Annotated in this window: 15 protein-coding genes and 1 tRNA gene; 9 read left to right on the top strand and 7 right to left on the bottom strand. The window is 45.4% G+C overall.

What is annotated here, in order from left to right:
• Window positions 1-17 precede the first annotated feature (17 nt).
• Both FAM09_RS28200 and FAM09_RS28195 read left to right on the top strand, forming a co-directional pair.
• Window positions 18-581, top strand: a complete 564-nt coding sequence (locus FAM09_RS28200; RefSeq protein WP_136580511.1) for a M23 family metallopeptidase — start codon at window positions 18-20, stop codon at window positions 579-581.
• Window positions 582-827: 246 nt separating this feature from the next.
• On the top strand, window positions 828-2,078 hold the full coding sequence (locus FAM09_RS28195; RefSeq protein ID WP_136580510.1) for a sialidase family protein: 1,251 nt from the start codon (window positions 828-830) through the stop codon (window positions 2,076-2,078).
• 59 nt (window positions 2,079-2,137) lie between these two features.
• Here the strand turns inward: FAM09_RS28195 and FAM09_RS28190 are convergent, their stop codons facing one another.
• Both FAM09_RS28190 and FAM09_RS28185 read right to left on the bottom strand, forming a co-directional pair.
• Entirely contained in the window at window positions 2,138-4,345 is a 2,208-nt protein-coding gene (locus FAM09_RS28190) for a sensor histidine kinase (RefSeq protein WP_136580509.1), read from the bottom strand.
• A gap of 259 nt (window positions 4,346-4,604) precedes the next feature.
• Window positions 4,605-5,156 (bottom strand): GNAT family N-acetyltransferase, encoded by a 552-nt coding sequence (locus tag FAM09_RS28185; RefSeq protein ID WP_166437291.1) that lies wholly within the window; start codon window positions 5,154-5,156, stop codon window positions 4,605-4,607.
• 309 nt (window positions 5,157-5,465) lie between these two features.
• Here FAM09_RS28185 and FAM09_RS28180 point away from each other — a divergent pair, with 309 nt between their 5' ends.
• Window positions 5,466-8,531 (top strand): SusC/RagA family TonB-linked outer membrane protein, encoded by a 3,066-nt coding sequence (locus tag FAM09_RS28180; RefSeq protein WP_136580507.1) that lies wholly within the window; start codon window positions 5,466-5,468, stop codon window positions 8,529-8,531.
• A 40-nt stretch (window positions 8,532-8,571) separates the two neighbouring features.
• Window positions 8,572-9,978: a SusD/RagB family nutrient-binding outer membrane lipoprotein gene (locus FAM09_RS28175; protein WP_136580506.1), complete on the top strand. Its 1,407-nt coding sequence runs from the start codon at window positions 8,572-8,574 to the stop codon at window positions 9,976-9,978.
• 193 nt (window positions 9,979-10,171) lie between these two features.
• Here FAM09_RS28175 and FAM09_RS28170 read toward each other — a convergent pair whose 3' ends face one another.
• Window positions 10,172-10,684 carry a hypothetical protein gene (locus tag FAM09_RS28170; protein WP_136580505.1) on the bottom strand — a complete coding sequence of 171 codons (513 nt, stop codon included), beginning with the start codon at window positions 10,682-10,684 and terminating at the stop codon, window positions 10,172-10,174.
• Here FAM09_RS28170 and FAM09_RS28165 point away from each other — a divergent pair.
• The 5 genes from FAM09_RS28165 (at window position 10,685) to FAM09_RS28145 (ending at window position 13,320) form a co-directional block, all read left to right on the top strand.
• Window positions 10,685-10,755: transfer RNA gene (locus FAM09_RS28165), tRNA-Gln, on the top strand. It begins immediately after the preceding gene.
• An 88-nt stretch (window positions 10,756-10,843) separates the two neighbouring features.
• Window positions 10,844-11,428 (top strand): RNA polymerase sigma factor, encoded by a 585-nt coding sequence (locus tag FAM09_RS28160; RefSeq protein WP_136580504.1) that lies wholly within the window; start codon window positions 10,844-10,846, stop codon window positions 11,426-11,428.
• A gap of 64 nt (window positions 11,429-11,492) precedes the next feature.
• Complete coding sequence (locus tag FAM09_RS28155; RefSeq protein ID WP_136580503.1) at window positions 11,493-11,831, top strand: hypothetical protein; 339 nt, start codon at window positions 11,493-11,495, stop codon at window positions 11,829-11,831.
• A complete protein-coding gene (locus tag FAM09_RS28150; RefSeq protein ID WP_136580502.1) occupies window positions 11,828-12,331 on the top strand; it encodes a hypothetical protein in 504 nt (167 codons plus the stop codon). The genes FAM09_RS28155 and FAM09_RS28150 overlap by 4 nt, the downstream gene beginning before the upstream one ends.
• Window positions 12,332-12,639: 308 nt before the next feature.
• Window positions 12,640-13,320, top strand: a complete 681-nt coding sequence (locus FAM09_RS28145; protein WP_136580501.1) for a TapB family protein — start codon at window positions 12,640-12,642, stop codon at window positions 13,318-13,320.
• 54 nt (window positions 13,321-13,374) lie between these two features.
• On the opposite strand, the gene rfbD is transcribed toward FAM09_RS28145, so the two are convergent.
• The 4 genes from rfbD to FAM09_RS28125 form a co-directional block, all read right to left on the bottom strand.
• Window positions 13,375-14,250: a dTDP-4-dehydrorhamnose reductase gene (gene rfbD / locus FAM09_RS28140; protein WP_136580500.1), complete on the bottom strand. Its 876-nt coding sequence runs from the start codon at window positions 14,248-14,250 to the stop codon at window positions 13,375-13,377.
• A 9-nt stretch (window positions 14,251-14,259) separates the two neighbouring features.
• Window positions 14,260-14,820, bottom strand: a complete 561-nt coding sequence (rfbC, locus tag FAM09_RS28135) for a dTDP-4-dehydrorhamnose 3,5-epimerase (protein ID WP_136580499.1) — start codon at window positions 14,818-14,820, stop codon at window positions 14,260-14,262.
• Window positions 14,821-14,961: 141 nt separating this feature from the next.
• On the bottom strand, window positions 14,962-16,035 hold the full coding sequence (gene rfbB, locus FAM09_RS28130; RefSeq protein ID WP_208025670.1) for a dTDP-glucose 4,6-dehydratase: 1,074 nt from the start codon (window positions 16,033-16,035) through the stop codon (window positions 14,962-14,964).
• Window positions 16,036-16,113: 78 nt separating this feature from the next.
• Window positions 16,114-17,097 (bottom strand): UDP-glucuronic acid decarboxylase family protein, encoded by a 984-nt coding sequence (locus FAM09_RS28125; protein ID WP_136580498.1) that lies wholly within the window; start codon window positions 17,095-17,097, stop codon window positions 16,114-16,116.
• Window positions 17,098-17,112 lie beyond the last annotated feature (15 nt).

Raw genomic sequence — 17,112 nt, 5'->3', positions numbered from 1 at the left:
ACACAAACAGAACAACTATGAAAAGAAACACCGCAAGAAATGTGTCTTTAGGTCTTTTGGCACTTATGCTAACAGTACTGTCCTGTAACAAGGCTGAAAATTCAACTGTCACCCCGGGTGCAAATGATATTGAACCGGACCAAACACCGATAACGGTGCCAGTAGAAACCCCGGAAACCGCAGCCGCCGCTGCCGCCAGAGTAGCATCACCGGTTCCGGGTTATAGGGTCACCTATCCGTATGGTATACGGAACCCGGATTATGCGGCCGGGTACCATACCGGTGATGATTATGCTGCTCCCGCTGGTAAACCAGTAGTAGCCGTGCTGGGTGGCACCATCGCATGGTCGAACAACAACGGCGGCGCTTATGGAAGATGGATTGGTCTGCGGGCTACCAACGGCCGCGATTATGTGTATTGTCATCTTTCTGTACGCTCTGTTAGCACCGGCGCTACAGTGGTTGCCGGTCAAAAAATAGGCGAAGTAGGCCGTACCGGCAATGCCACCGGTCCACACCTGCATTTTGAAGATCGTCCAAGAGGTGGTGGCTACGGACAGGTTCGCAAACCTACCTGGTAAGTCGTAAAGAAAGCTGCAAGCCACAAGCTGTAAGCAAACCACAACGCCTGTCAGGTCATAGCGACCTACATGATACCAGCAACACAACCGTACAAGACACCCCTTCTCTTCCGGGAAAATTGGAGGGTTCACCAATGTCTGTTTAAACGGTTTGTTTCAATTGAGTAATGCTCATTAATCACGTGCCCGGTAAGTTCAAAGAGAGCGCCGGGCACCTTTTATTTACTAAACATCAAAACAGAACAAATGAAACAAACAAGATTCATGAACAACATGTTCACTAACAGAGTGCCCGGCCTGTTCACCCTCATTGCATTGATTACTTTTTCCTCCACCGCCTGTAAAAAAGGCGTAGCAGATCAACCGGCAGCTCCCGGGGATGATAACCCGCCTGCTATTACTGAAGTCGCGGAAACCCATACCTATACTAAAATTTTTGATGGTGGAACAAACGGTTATCACTCCTTCCGCATTCCCTCCATCATTCGTACAAACGCCAACACGCTGATCGCTTTTGTAGAAGGACGCATGAGCAGCAACAAAGACCATGGTAATATTAACGTAGAGTATAAACGATCTACCGATCATGGCGCCACCTGGTCATCGATGATGGAAGTAGTAGGTGCAGGACAAGGGACCTGGGGCAACCCAACCGCAGTGGTGGATCGCACAACCGGTCGCATTTGGGTATTTATGAACTGGAACTCTGCCACCAAGAACCTGGGTGGAACAGATGGCTACGATCCCATTGATACCTGGGGCGATCGCCGTGTATACTATTCTTACAGCGACAACGATGGCCTTAGCTTTTCCACCCCTACAGATATGACCAATACTTTGCTGCCACCCAATTATAAATGGGATGCAGTGGGGCCCGGTACTGGTATTCAAACCAGCAACGGCACACTGGTGATCCCGGCCACCGGCAGAAATATTTACAGCACCGATCATGGCGCCACCTGGCATTACCAAATGATCCCCGGCGGCACCAGCGAAGGCGCTATTGTAGAATTAAACGATGGCCGCCTGATGCGCAACGACCGCGCCAGTGGCAGTACATGGGAAACCGCCAAACGCCGTTGGGTATCCCGTGGTACCATCGCCGGTGGTTTCAGCGCTTTTGCACCTGACAATACATTGCTCGATCCTTACTGCCAGGGCTCTATTGTACGGTACACCGGTTCGCCCGATCGTATTATGGTATTGAATTCGGCCAGCACAGAAACCCGTTGTAAAATGCGGGTGCGCATAAGTTATGATGGCGGCGTTACCTGGCCCATCAGCCGTAAAATTTATGACTGGTTAACAGACAGCGAGGCTTTTGCACAAGGCAAGGGCGGTTATTCGAGCATGGTAAAAACAGCCGATTATACCATCGGCGCTCTTATTGAGGTAAATGAAAACACGGGGAGCAGCTCAACAAGCAACCGCTCTATTGAGTTCCACAAATTCAATCTTCCGTGGATGTTAAATGGTAATGCAGAGCCGATTCAATAGATCGTCAGGCGTGACACGGTTCTCCTTCGACTTCGCTCAGGACCGTGTCACGCTTATTACTATAAAGGTACTTGCACCAGCAACCGGCAACCACGCATCGGTTGGGAATCAATATTCATAGTGCCACCCAGGGTTTCGGCCCGGTTGTGGATGTTCAGTAATCCGATACCTTTTGTTTGCTGGTTCACATCAAATCCTTTTCCATTATCCATTATCAACAGGCTTAGCCAACCATTGCTTTTATCAATGGCGATCTTTACATAGCTGGCCTCAGCATACCGTAAAATGTTATTGGTTTGTTCCTGGATGATACGGTACAACATCAACTGAACCTCATGCGACAATTCATCTTCAAGGAAAGGATCGCAATGAAACGTTACTTCTATTGGCCTTACCAATTGCATATTCTTAATGATATCTTCCACCGGATCAATAAACCCAATTTCTTTAATGATAGAGGAGTTGAGCGATTTAGAGATCTTACGGATCTCCTGAATGGCCAGGTCGATGTATTTGGTGGTTTTATCAATCAGGTATTCCTGGTCGTCGGGATTCTGGCGCGACGAGGATAACAAGATCATGGCCGAGGATAAGATCTGGTTCACGTTATCGTGCAACTCCTTCGAGATCTCATTCCGCTCATATTCCTGGCCGGCGATCATGGCCTGTTTAATGCGTAAGCGCTCCTTTTCTTTTTGTTGTTCCAGTTCCGCTTCCAGCTTTCTTTTTTCGGTAAGGTCCTGTATAGCGCCGATGGCCCGCACCGCATTTCCATTCTTATAAATAATATAGCCTTTATCTGATAAATATTTATAACTGCCGTCGGCACAACGGAACCGGTATTCATCATGCCAGTAATTATTACGGGCCATTAAGCAGGCATTGATATGGTGCATCACCCGTTGCCGGTCTTCCACATGGATCTTTTCCAACAGCCAGTACAGATCGTTATCCATATCATTCTGCAAATACCCGGTTAACCGGCTAAATGGTTCGCTGCGATAGATAGTTCCTTTTTCAATATTCCAGTCCCAGATGTAATCGGACGTTGCTTTGGTAGTATAATAAAAACGTTCATTGATCTTTATGATCTCTTCCTGGGCATTTTTTTCTTCGGTGATATCAATAGACTGTCCGCCGATGAGCCGTTTGTTGGTGGCCGTTTGCAACAGGAATTTGAACACCAGGTATACCCCGGGAGAACCATCGCGCCGCAATGAGTTTTCAATAGTGATCAACGGTTGGCCAGTCTCCAGTACTTTGAGGTTATTGGCCACATACTCTTCCACCATGCCGGCCGGCATCAGGTCGCGTATGTTGGTATACAGGTGCCCATCGTTCAGCTTCCACACCCGCTTGAAGGTATCATTCATATAAATGATATAGCCATCTTCATCGAGGATCCACGCAGGGCTGTGGGTATTATTCATGAATGACTGAAAGATGTGCTGACTTTCCGTTAACCGCGACTCCGCTTCCTTGCGGGCCGTAATATCATTAAAGGTAACCGCTACCAGTCCGGGCACTTCGGCATTGAATTCCTCCAGCAAACAGGTATTCACCGACAACCAGGTGAGTTTACCTCTGGCATTAACGAACCCCACCACAATGTGTTGAATAATTTCTCCGGTCTTTAAGGTGATCATGACCGGATATTCCTGTATTGACAAGGTGGAACCATCTTCCTTAAATGCCTTGCCGCCTAATTCCGATAAATTTTTACCGATCAATTGCTCGTGGCTGAAGCCGATGATCTCGCAGGCTTTGGTGTTGGCAGAAACAATGGTACCCTGTTCGCCCTGGAGCAGCATTACCCCCTCCTCTAGGGAGTTGAGCAGGGTTTTATATAACACGCCGGGCTTTATTTCTTTTTTACGGTGAATAGTGGCCTGCAGATCGCGCAGGATGATCACTACATCAAGCAGGTACCGGGTGCCCGGAAATTTATGCGTATAACACGAAATGCGGAAAGTTCTGTCATGGGGCGTAGCCACAAAAATATCTTCTACCTGTTCATCGAGGGCAATGCCTCGCTGGATCTGGGCATGCACTTCAGAATGACCGGGAAACAACAGGTTGAGGAAGTCGACAACATTCTTTTTAGCAGGCCGCCTGGATTGTTTAAACCACAACTCTTCTGCTGCCACATTCCAGTGGACTAAATTAAAATGCCGGTCGGTAATAAATACGGCATCCTGGCAGTCGTTCAAAATAGTTTCCAGCCAGGGAGCCATTTCTCGATAGTTGGTTGTAAATGAAGAATTCATAGGGCTCTCATAAAAAATTAAAGGTCACAGAAACATTTTCTTCACCCCCTAAACTGTGCCAATAACATAACCACTTTACTATCAACGCTGTTCAAATCAGGCACCGGGCTTACTATTCCCACAAATAGAAAAACGTTCCCATGTAATAGTATCTTATATGAACCTTTTGTTTGTGCCTGAAATTTTATTTATCTATGAATTACATAATTTTACTTATCACACGATACATAAAAGTTCAACCCCTGTAGATGCAGGTCTACTATACAAACTTCTTCCATTCTTCCTTCAGCAGTGAATACACACACAGGTCAATAAACTGGTTGTTTATGAATTCGCCCTGCCTGATAATGCCTTCCCGTGTAAAGCCCAGCCTTATGGGGATAGCCTGGCTTTTGTAGTTTGTTGTGGCGGCACGGATCTCGATGCGGTTCAAATGCAGGCGGGAAAAACCTTCATCGATCACTACTTTACAGCACCGGGTGATGATGCCTTTACCCAGGTTTTCCTTATCGAGCCAGTAGCCGATGGAGGCGCTTTTATTGATAAGATCAATGTTGTATAAGCCGAGTCTACCGATCATGACATGGTTGGCCATGATCACATATCCCATTTCCGTATGATTGGCATATCGCTGTTTTGAGCCATTAATGTATTTTCTAAAATCTTCTACCGACCGCATATGGTCAACCCATGGAAGCCACTTCCGCAAATGCAGCCGGTTGATCTTCACCAATTGATACAAGATCTCTGCGTGATGAGAATCTATCAGTTCAAGCAAAAGAGAATCATCTACTTTTAATTTACTGCCCATATTCAATAGCATGCAATTTTCGATTTTGGGATTTCGAGATTTCTGAATTTAATAATTAATCAGGTGTTACCAACAAGAAAATCGAAAAATCTCAAAATCAGAAATCAGATCATTTTCTGTAAACAAGTCGTCAAGAACCATTAACACATTTACACCCCTTCAATATAAATTCGTACATGTTGAGGGAGTACATTTCTTCTGACCCACAACTACAGATCAGGCTTGTCCTGTACTCTAACGACTGCGGCTATTCAGACTTCCGAAAACACCTTCCGTAGTTTTTACGACATACAACCAAAATATTACAACATGCAATCAAAACTGCTATGTATTATCGCGTTTATTGTAGGATTATTTATTTATTCGGGTTCATGGGCGCAAAACAAAATTGTAAAAGGAAAAGTACTGGATGAAAATGGAAGTCCCGTGCCGAAAGCCTCTGTAGTGATCAAGGGATCAAACGCAGGAACCAGTACAACCGATGACGGTTCATTCGAGATCAGCGTTCCATCCAATGCTACCCTGATCATCAGCGCCATTGGTTTTAACAAAAGCGAAGTAAAAACCAGTGGAGAGGGCGCCTTAACCGTTGCCCTTACGGCCGACAACAAACAGTTGAATGAAGTTGTTGTGACTGCCCTCGGTGTAAAGCGGGAAAAAAGAAACCTCACGTTCAGTTCACAGGAGATCAAAGCAGATGAACTGGTTCGCGCTAAAGAATCGAATATTCTCAATGCCATGACGGGTAAAGTAGCCGGTGTTCAAATTACCAGCTCATCCGGTACGCCCGGTTCATCGAGCCGCATAGTTGTGAGAGGCGTTACCTCTATCATTGGCAATAACGAAGCATTGATCGTGGTGGATGGTATACCGGTAAACAATTCCGAAACAGGCGCTGTGAACAGCGGTCCGGGTAGTAACCGGTTGATCGATTTTGATCCTTCCATTATTGAAAGCGTGAACGTATTGAAGGGCGCTGCCGCTACCGCCCTGTATGGTTCAGCAGGCGCCCGCGGGGTGGTTATGATCACCACCAAAAGCGGCGCAGGCAGTAAAAAACCGGCGATCACCATTTCGCAGGACCTGTCGTTCGAGAGCGGCATTTTCCCTGAAATACAAAACAAATACGCACAGGGCGATCGCAAGGAAATAAACGGCGTGGTATACGACAACGTATATTATAATGGTGAAACAGATAAAACCAGCAGCTCGTGGGGACCGTTGATGGATACGCTAAGAGTAAACGGCCAACCGGTAAAGAAAAGAAATCAACTAAAAGACTTTTTTCAAACAGGCGTTACGTCTAACAGCACCATCAGCTTCTCCGGCGTAAACGGTCCGGGCTCCAGTTATTTTGCTTCTTATTCTTACCTCGATCAAAAAGGTATTGCACCAACAACGTATTTAAAAAGACATACGGTGTTCACTAAATTCACTACCAAACTTACCGACAAAATAACCGGTACTTTCCAATTCAATTATGCCAACAGCCGCACCAACCGGATGCCGGAGGGATATATTCTGGAAAGTCCCATCTGGACCATTTATTCAGCGCCCATTTCCTGGGACCCCCAGCCTACAGTGAATGCGGATGGTACGCAGCGTGTTTTCCGTTTTTCGCGCAATAACCCATATTGGGTACTCGACAATATCTATACAAAGGGTACGGTTAACCGCTTTCTGCCGGTAATTACGCTGAACTATGCGCCGTTTACCTGGCTGAATATTACGGAGAGAATGGGAGCTGATATGTACAATGAGCAGGTGAAATATTTTGAGGCTCGCGGTTCGGTAGCCAACCCCAATGGCGTGATCGTTGATCGCACCAATTCTTTCCGGCAGTTTAATCACGACCTCATCATCGATGCCCACAAACAGTTTAACAAATTCAATGTACAGTTGTTGCTGGGTAATAATGTGCTTTCTACTTACAGCCAGAATGTAGAAGGCCGGGGTGTTGGTTTATCTATCACCGGCGGATATGATAATGTAGCCAATGCATCAACGCAAACATATAGTGAAAAACATTACCTCTCCCGCAAAACAGGTTTTTACTCCCAGGCAAATATTGAATACAACCGCATCCTCAACCTGGCATTAACAGGCCGGTACGATGGCAGCTCAGTTTTAGCCAAAGGCAACAATTTCTACCCCTATGGTTCTGTTGCCGCCGGATTTGTTTTTTCTGAATTATTAGATCCCAAACTGTTTTCCATGCTGAACTTTGGGAAATTACGGCTTTCTTATGCTACCGTAGGTAATGATAACGTAGACGTTTATTCGCTCACTACGCCTTACCTGAGCATCAGTAACACAAATGGCAATTTGATTGGCGGCATATCTTTTCCGTTCCAGGAAAACAATGGTTTTTTGCTGAGGGATGTGTTGGGAAATCCTTTGCTTAAGAACGAACTGGTAAATGAATTTGAAGTAGGTCTCGAATTGAAAGGGTTGAACAATCGCCTTGGTTTGGAGGTTTCCTGGTTCAATAAAAAAATACAGGATGGCCTGATACCGGTTACTATTCCTCCTTCTACCGGGTATAACCGCACCACCATCAACACGGCCCGGATGCAAACCAAAGGCATTGAAATACTCCTGAATGCCAACCCGGTTAAAGCAGGCAAATTCAATTGGGACCTGGTATTCAGCTTTACCAAACTCAACAATAAAGTATTGGCATTGCGCGAAAACCTTACCAGCGTAAACCTTGGGTTTACCCAGGCGATCGTTGGTGAGCCCTATGGCGTTAAATTCGGGAACCGCTATGCCCGCGACAGCGCAACCGGTGAACTGTTGATCGATGCCAGCGGATTGCCTTTTGTAGCACCCAAACAAGGCATTCTGGGCAATATTACCCCCGACTGGATCGCCGGCCTGACCAACAACCTGAGCTATGGGCCATTCAGCCTTAGCTTCTTCTTTGATATGAAAAAAGGCGGCGTTACCGAAAATAACGTTGATGGGTACGGTTATTTTTACGGAACGCCAAAAGTTACTGAAGACCGCGAAACACGGGTAGTGGAAGGCATCAATATTACCGACAATAAGCCCAACACCATACCGGTTAAAGGACAAGATTACTGGAGAAGGGTTTCGGGCATTCTTGAATCGGTTATCCAGGATGCCACCTATCTTAAACTCCGCAACGTAAGTATAGGCTATGTGCTGCCGGCAAAACTTATTCAGAAAACACCGCTTAAATCGGCTTCCTTAACCATTACGGGCAGAAACCTTTGGATCCACAGTCCGCACTTTACAGGCGGTGATCCGGAAAACAATTCCTTCGGTTCCTCCAACGGATCGCTAGGTATGTTCTCTTTTTCAACCCCTACCCCACGATCGGTCAATATCAGTTTGAAAGTTGGATTGTAAAAAAGAGTTGTTTTCATTGATTCATTTAAACAAGACCATTATGCGCACAATACTATATACAGTTCTCATCGCTTTTTGTATAGCACCTGCCACCGGATGCAAAAAATTCATTGATGTTAACAACGATCCCAATAACCCTACCAGCGTACAGGAATCACTGATCCTGTCGCCGGTGGAACTGAATGTTTCTTCTGTACTTACCGGCGGCGCAGGTACTGACGGACTGGCCGCCATACTGGTTAATCACTACATGCAAAATGTAGCCTTGAACCAGCCGGTACCGAACCATGGCACCTATTTACTTTTCAATGTAGACCTGGATGAAACCTGGCGAACGATCTATGTGAAAAGCCTGAACAACCTGAAGGTGTTGAACGATAAGGCCACTGCCAATGGTAATTATAACTATTCGGGCATTGCCAGGATCATGAGTGCTTTTTGCTTAGGCATTGCTACTGATTATTGGGGCGATATTCCTTACACCGAAGCACTTAACGGAAGCAACAAATTGCAACCGGCGTATGATTCGCAGGAAAGCATTTATAAAGCCATACAACAATTGCTTGATGATGGCATTGCCGACATCAACAAAAATGCGCTCCTCAAACCTGGCAAGGACGATTACTTTTATAAAGGCAATATGGACCAGTGGAAACGGTTGGCCTATACGTTAAAGGCGCGTTATTACATGCATCTTACCAAAGCGCCGGGTTATACGGCATTGGCGCAAGCAGACCTGGCCTTAACGGCTTTACAAAATGGTTTGCAGGCAAACAGCGACGATATGAAAATGACCTATGCCGGCGGTGCAGGAAATGAGAATCCGTATTATACTGATTTTTTACCGGTGTCTACGCTGGTATTGTCATCGGCTTGTGTAGATACGCTGGTAACGCGTAACGATCCACGGTTGCCCAAACTGATAGCCAAAGCCAAACAAACAGACCAGTACACAGGCCGGCCCATTGGTTCGGTGAACATCAGCGGCAGCCTGAATATATATTCATTGCCCGGTACAGCAGTTGGCGCTGCCAGCTCACCGGTTTATGTGTTCAACTATTCAGAAGCATTATTCCTGAAAGCAGAAGCTACGTTGATAAAATCGGGATATGCCGCCGCAGAACCTGTTTACCAGGACGCCATCAGATCGCACATGACAAAGCTGGGCATAGCAGATGCCGACGTGAATACTTATCTCAACAGTCGGGGTACCTTGACTGCGGCCAATGCCTTGCAGCGGATCATGGAAGAAAAGAAAATAGCCAACTTCTTTTCTCTTGAGAATTTTAACGATTGGCGGCGGACCGGTTACCCTACATTGACCAAGGTTCCCAATGCAACATCGGAGATCCCCCGCCGGATGCTGTATCCGCAGGTAGAGATCCTATCGAATCCGCAGGCGGTACAATCGGCCAGGATCACTGACAGGGTGTGGTGGGATAAGTAGGTTTGTTGTTTGTTGTTTTTGGTTTGAGGTTTGTGGTTTGTGGTTTGTGGTTTGTTGTTATGGCTTCTGTGCAACAGATTGAGTAAAGGATAAATTTCTGACGGTCGAGGTCAGATGAAAACAGTTAAAAGTTTCGCAGTTAGATATCGTATGGCAGAGTCAGAGGTGAGTTCTTTTTTAAGGGCTCACCTTTTTAGTTGCCGGTTACCAGGTACCGGTTGCCTGTTCTCGCTGCCTTGCTGCCTTCTGCCTTGTTGCCTCGTTGCCTTGTTGCCTTCTGCTTGCAGCCTGAAGCTTGCAGCGTGTAGCTCGATGCCTCGTTGCCTTCTGCTTGCAGCTTGAAGCTTGCAGCTTGAAGCTTGCAGCGTGTAGCTTTTGCCATTCGGTTCCCCTCGATGCCTCGTTGCCTTGTTGCCTTCTGCTTGCAGCTTGAAGCTTGCAGCGTGTAGCTCGAGGCCTCGTTGCCTTCTGCTTGCAGCCTGAAGCTTGCAGCGTGTAGCTTTTGCCTTTCGGTTCTCCTCGCTGCCTTGTTGCCTTCTGCTTGCAGCCTGAAGCTTGCAGCTTGTAGCTTTTGCCTTTCTGTTCCCCTCGATGCCTTGATGCCTCGTTGCCTCATTACCTCGATGCCTATTGATTTCTTTTTGTGGCCATTGGTTTTAATTTTACATTTGTAGCCGCCTTTTTGTAAGGTGCGTTCTTTGGCCATTGCCCGATAGTATAATGGTAGTACGACAGATTCTGGCTCTGTATGTAGGGGTTCGAGCCCTCTTCGGGCAACTTTTCTTGCATGCCAAATAAGGAGGCAACCTGTATGATATCGAAGGATTTCGTAAGTTGTAGCCTCAAACATTAAACGGCCGTCTTTTTGAACGAACTGGAACTGATACAATTACTCCGGGCGGGAGACGAACTGGCATTCAAATCATTGGTAGCAAGCTATCAGGACCTGGTATACAATACGGCACTGGGTGTTGTACAAAACAGTGAAGATGCCGAGGACGTTACCCAGGAAGTGTTCATACAGGTATACAAATCAATTGATCAATTCAAGGGCGATGCCCGCCTTTCTACCTGGATCTATCGCATTACCACCACCAAAGCATTGGACCACATCCGCAGCCGGAAGCGAAAAAAGCGCTTTGCCTTTATTACCAGTCTTTTTGGCCCCAACGATGAATTGGTGCACGAACCCGTTGATTTTCAACATCCCGGAGTGGCATTGGATAGAAAGGAACAGGCGGCCCTGCTATTTCGCATGATTGATCAACTGCCTGAAAACCAGAAAGTAGCATTTACTTTGCACAAAACGGAGGAACTGAGTTACCAGGAAATTGCCGAGGTAATGCAATTGTCGGTATCGGCGGTGGAATCGCTGCTGTTCAGAGCGCGGCAAAACCTGCGTAAATTGCTGGAAAAGTATTATCAACAGAATAATTCACAAGACAAGTAGACGGCACGAAGGATTTGCCATTTATTAGCGTCAAATATCTTAGTTTAGATCGTAAATTACATTTATGTCAATCGACTCACAAAACGACCCCAGGATAGATGCGGTGCTGAATAGCCTGGATGGGATACAGCGGGCCAAAGCGCCTGACTTCCTGTATACCCGCCTGCAAAGCAGAATGGAGAAGGAGTTCGACCAGGGTGGTCCGCTTGGCCGTTGGCTGACCAGGCCGGTGCTGGCATTAACGATTGCAGCTATTATTCTCATCGCAAATGCTACCACAGTACTTAAAATGTGGGAACAACATACCGTCTCCAACAATCCCAATGAATCTGGTCAAATAGTAGCCGCTGAATACCCGGCAGGCATCTACCCCGTATATAATGAAAATTCACTGGAACCATGATTAAGCCCCCCCGACAAAGATGGCTTTTGGTACTTGTAGCGATCTTATTATTGACCAACATTGCCACACTTTCTATTTACTGGTTTAAAAAACCCGACCGCGATGGTGGTTTCGGCCGCGATCGTGAAAAAAGAATGGGTCAGTTCCTGGTAGACCAAATGAAATTCGATACTGCCCAGGAAGCCGCCTACTGGAAGTTGCGCGATTCCATAATTGTTATTCAAAAGCCGGTGATGGATTCTATCCGCAACGCTAAGAAAAGATTTTTCGATCTGTTGAAACAACCCGATGCAACAGACTCTATGTTGACCGCCCGCAGTAATGAAATTGGCGTTCTTCAAAAAAGGCTCGACAGCGTCACCTTCCGTCATTTCCAAAAAGTACGTGCTATATGTCGCCCCGATCAATTGCAAAAATTTGATACGGTCATTAAAGAGATCGTTAACCGTATGACCCCTTTCAGAAGAAAGCTGGGAGGTGATTCTTCCATGAAGAAATAAACTCTGAAAATTCAGGAATCCCAAAGCACCAAATAACAAATAATAAGAACCAAATAACAAATAACAAGAACTAAAAGCAAATACCAAAACCCAAAGAAGAGCAAATCCAGTAAAGTAAAATCCTAAAACTGTATTTATTTGGAACCTGATTTTTGTAATTTGGAATTTCATCCAGGCAATAACCTTATAGCGCCTACATCCAGCCTAACCACTTACCACCAATCTTTCATTTTTACCACGAATAGGGTATTAATTGGTACTCATTTTGGTCGTTACTTTGTTTTGCAATAACACCAAAACATTGTTTTATGCGAACAACCTACTTGCTAGCCGGTTTTATTTGCCTGCTCACGAACGCCAGCCTTGGGCAGAATTGCAACGACTACTATTTCCTGCAAAAGAACAAAACCATTGAAATGACCATCTACAATAAAAAAGGAGATGCCAATGGAAAGCAGGTGTATACCGTATCGGATGTCAATAATAGCGGAGGCAGTACTTCCGCCTCAGTTAATTCGGAAATGCTTGACAAAAAAGGCAAATCAATTGCCAAAGGTCATAGTGAAATTGTATGCAGAGATGGCGTTATAATGGTTGATATGACCATGCAATTGCCACAACAACAACAGGAACAGTTTGCCAAGGCAGATGTAAAAGCCGATAAGATCTATATTGAATACCCCAACAATATGAAAGTGGGCGACAAATTAAAAGATGCCACTTTAGATATGACCATAGACAACTCAGGCATGAAACAATCCGTAAATATGGTTACCAGCGATCGCACGGTAACCGGAAAAGAAAGTGTTACAACAACGGCGGGAACCTGGGAGTGTTTCAAGATCACGTTTAAAAGCAAGATCACCATAAAAACGATGGGCATTGGAATGCCATTTAACATGGAAGGAACAGAATGGTTTGCCCCCGGATTCGGCATTGTAAAAACAGAAAGCAAACATGGCGGCACTGCCATTACAGCCATCAAATAAGTAATATCCTCAGTACGGAAACCAGGCCCCGACCTTAGTCGGGGCATTTTCTTTTTAAGCTAACAGCTTAATACATTGCTGCAATGAATCTTTCCATGCAGGAATAGCGCATTGAAATGTTTGTTGAATTTTACCTGTATCCAATAAAGAAAAAGAAGGCCTTTTGGCCGGTGTAGGAAATTGTTCGGAAGGAATGGGATTTACAACACACGCACTACCTGTTAACTCCTTTATCGCAACCGCAAAATCATACCAGCTAATGCGGCCCTGGTTGCTGTAATGATAAATTCCGGGAAACCAGCTGGCAACTGACAATTTACAATTGGCAATTATCTGTAGTATACATTTCGCAAGATCTGCTGCATATGTTGGTGAACCAACCTGGTCGTTCACCACATTGATGGCCGACCGGTCCTGCATCAGCTTCATCATGGTCTTTACAAAGTTCTTACCAAAGGATGAATATACCCAGGCCGTTCTGATGATGATGGCATGGGGATTTGTTTGCAGGCAAAGCTGCTCTCCTTTTAACTTGGAAGCGCCGTACAGGTTCACCGGGTCGGTAGGTGCGTCTTCTTTATATGGAACGGGCGACTGGCCGTTAAATACATAGTCTGTTGAAATATGAATGAACCGCGTATCATATGCTTTGCAGGCGGCGGCCAGCATACGCGTGCCTTCTGCATTCACCTGGAAGGCCATCTCCTGTTCGGTTTCTGCTTTATCTACTGCCGTATACGCTGCACAATTTATACAGTAGGCCGGGCGATGTTCTGCAAATACTTTCTGTACAGCAGCCTCGTCATTCACCGGCATATTTTCATGCGTAGTAAAAATAAAATCAAATGAGGGATGCGATGCCGCCAATACCCGCAACTCCTGTCCTACCTGTCCATTGGCGCCGGTCACTAAAATAACTGGTTGCGACATAAACGACAATTATCCATTAAATTCAAAAGGGTTCACGCAATTGGCAAACACAGGAAGTATGATGTCTTTTTCCGACACAATAGCCTGCTCTAAAGGAATTTTCCAATCTATTTGCAATGCCGGGTCATTGTATAAAATGCCATGTTCATTGACCTTGCTATAAAACTGGTCGCATTTATACATTACTTCCGCCACATCACTGAGCACAGAAAAACCATGTGCGAAGCCGGCAGGAATAAATAACTGCTTTTTATTATCAGCCGATAATTCAATAGAATATACTTTACCGTAAGTGGGTGAGCCTTTCCTGATATCAACTACTACATCGAGGATGGAACCAACCAATGCACGCACCAGTTTTGCCTGGGCGAAGGGCGGAACCTGGTAATGCAATCCCCTGATAACGCCGTACGTTGAGCGGGATTGATTATCCTGTACAAATTGATTTTCAATTCCTGCACCGCCAAAGATTTTCTGATTATATGCTTCGTAAAAAAATCCGCGGCTATCATCAAATACCATAGGTTCAAAAACCAATAAACCTGGAAATCCTGTATCTATAAAAGGCACTATTTTATATTTTGAGATTTTTTGATTTTTTGATTTTGAGATTTTGAGTGCTTCAGTTTTTGAAGTCTCCAGTTAAATCCCGAAATCTCAAAATCCCGAAACCTGCCTGCCGGCAGGCAGGTCAGAAATTTATATTACTTATCATCTCTTCGCGTACTGTTCTTCATAATAATGCTGATAATCGCCCGAAGTTACATGTTTTATCCAATCTTCATTATTCAGGTACCAGTCCACTGTTTTTTCGAGGCCTTCTTCAAACTGAAGCGATGGTTCCCAGCCCAGTTCTTTATTCAGTTTTGTAGCATCGATGGCATACCGCAAATCATGACCGGGGCGGTCTGTTACATAGGTGATGAGTTTGGCAGAAGTACCTTCGGGCCGGCCCAGTTTGGTATCCATTATTTTACACAACAGATGCACCAGGTCAATGTTCTTCCATTCGTTAAAGCCGCCGACATTATACTTATCGCCTGTTTTTCCTTTATGAAAGATCGTATCAATAGCCCTTGCATGATCTTCAACAAACAACCAGTCGCGCACATTTTCGCCCTTACCATAAACAGGCAGCGTTTTATTATTCTTAATGTTGTTGATCATTAATGGAATGAGCTTCTCAGGAAAATGGTATGAACCGTAATTATTGCTACAGTTGCTCATTACCACCGGTAAGCCATACGTATGATAGTATGCCATTACAAAATGATCTGATGATGCTTTGGAAGCCGAATAGGGTGAACGGGGATCGTAGGCGGTTTCTTCCGTAAAGAACCCTTCCTCACCCAATGAACCATATACTTCATCAGTGGAAACGTGGAAAAAACGTTTCCCTTCCATTTTATTAGCTGATTTAGTCCAATACTTACGAGCGATATTAAGCAAGGTAGCCGTACCCAATACATTGGTCTTTACAAACGCCAGCGGATCGATGATCGAACGGTCTACATGACTTTCCGCCGCCAGGTGAATTACGGCATCAAATGCATACTTATCAAACAAAGCCTCCATGCCAGCCGCATCCGTAATATCAGCTCTTTCGAACCGGTAATTGGAAGCGCTTTCCACATCTTTCAGGTTCTCGAGGTTGCCTGCGTAGGTCAATGCATCGGCATTCACGATCAAATAATCGGGATATTTATTTACAAATAACCGCACCACATGCGAACCGATAAACCCGGCCCCACCAGTGACCATGATTGTTTTTGAAAAGGAACTCATAGAATATAAATAATGCGGAACGCTTAACGCTAAATGCTTAACGCATTTTTCCCAGCGTTAAGCGTTCCGCGTTTTGTGTTAGGCCTTAGCAATAAACTCTTTCGGTTGTTTAAACCATTCTTCTTTCGGCAATGATTTAAAATACTCGTAGGTTACTTTCAATCCGTCTTTACGGCTTACTTTAGGGATCCAGCCCAGGATCTCTTTCGCCCGGGTAATATCTGGCTGCCGTTGCTTGGGATCATCCACCGGCAGCGGTTTGTACACAATTTTTTGTGTTGTGGCTGTAAGCGCGATGATCTCTTCGGCAAATTCTTTCAGCGAAATTTCATCAGGATTACCAACATTCACAGGCAAATGATAATCGCTCATCAATAACCGGTATATTCCTTCAATGAGGTCGTCTACGAAACAAAAGCTTCTTGTTTGCGACCCATCGCCAAACACGGTCAGGTCTTCGCCGCGTAATGCCTGTCCAATGAATGCCGGCAGGGCGCGACCGTCGTTCAATCGCATCCGTGGGCCGTAGGTATTGAAAATACGTACGATGCGGGTTTCAACACCATGAAACGTATGATACGCCATGGTCATTGCTTCCTGAAAACGTTTGGCTTCATCATACACACCGCGGGGTCCTACCGGGTTTACATTACCCCAGTATTCTTCGTTTTGCGGATGCACCAGCGGATCGCCATAAATTTCTGAAGTAGAGGCTACCAGAATGCGTGCGCCTTTTGCTTTGGCAAGGCCCAGGCAATTATGGGTGCCCAGCGATCCTACCTTCAATGTTTGAATAGGAATTTTCAGGTAGTCGATCGGACTGGCAGGAGAAGCAAAATGTAAAATATAATGCAGCTCGCCGGGAACATGAATGAATTTCGAAACATCATGATGATAAAATTCAAAATGTTCCAGCTTGAATAAATGTTCAATATTGCGCAGATCACCCGTGATCAGGTTGTCCATGCCAATAACATGGAAGCCTTCTTTTATAAAGCGGTCGCATAAGTGTGAACCTAAAAAACCGGCAGCCCCGGTGATCAATACTCTTTTCTTAGACATAGAAACAGGTAGTTT

This window comes from Niastella caeni, assembly GCF_004834005.1.
GTDB classification, from domain to species: Bacteria; Bacteroidota; Bacteroidia; order Chitinophagales; family Chitinophagaceae; genus Niastella; species Niastella caeni.
The sequence above is the reverse complement of the archived record's forward strand: the minus strand, read 5'-3'. Positions and strand labels throughout refer to the sequence as shown.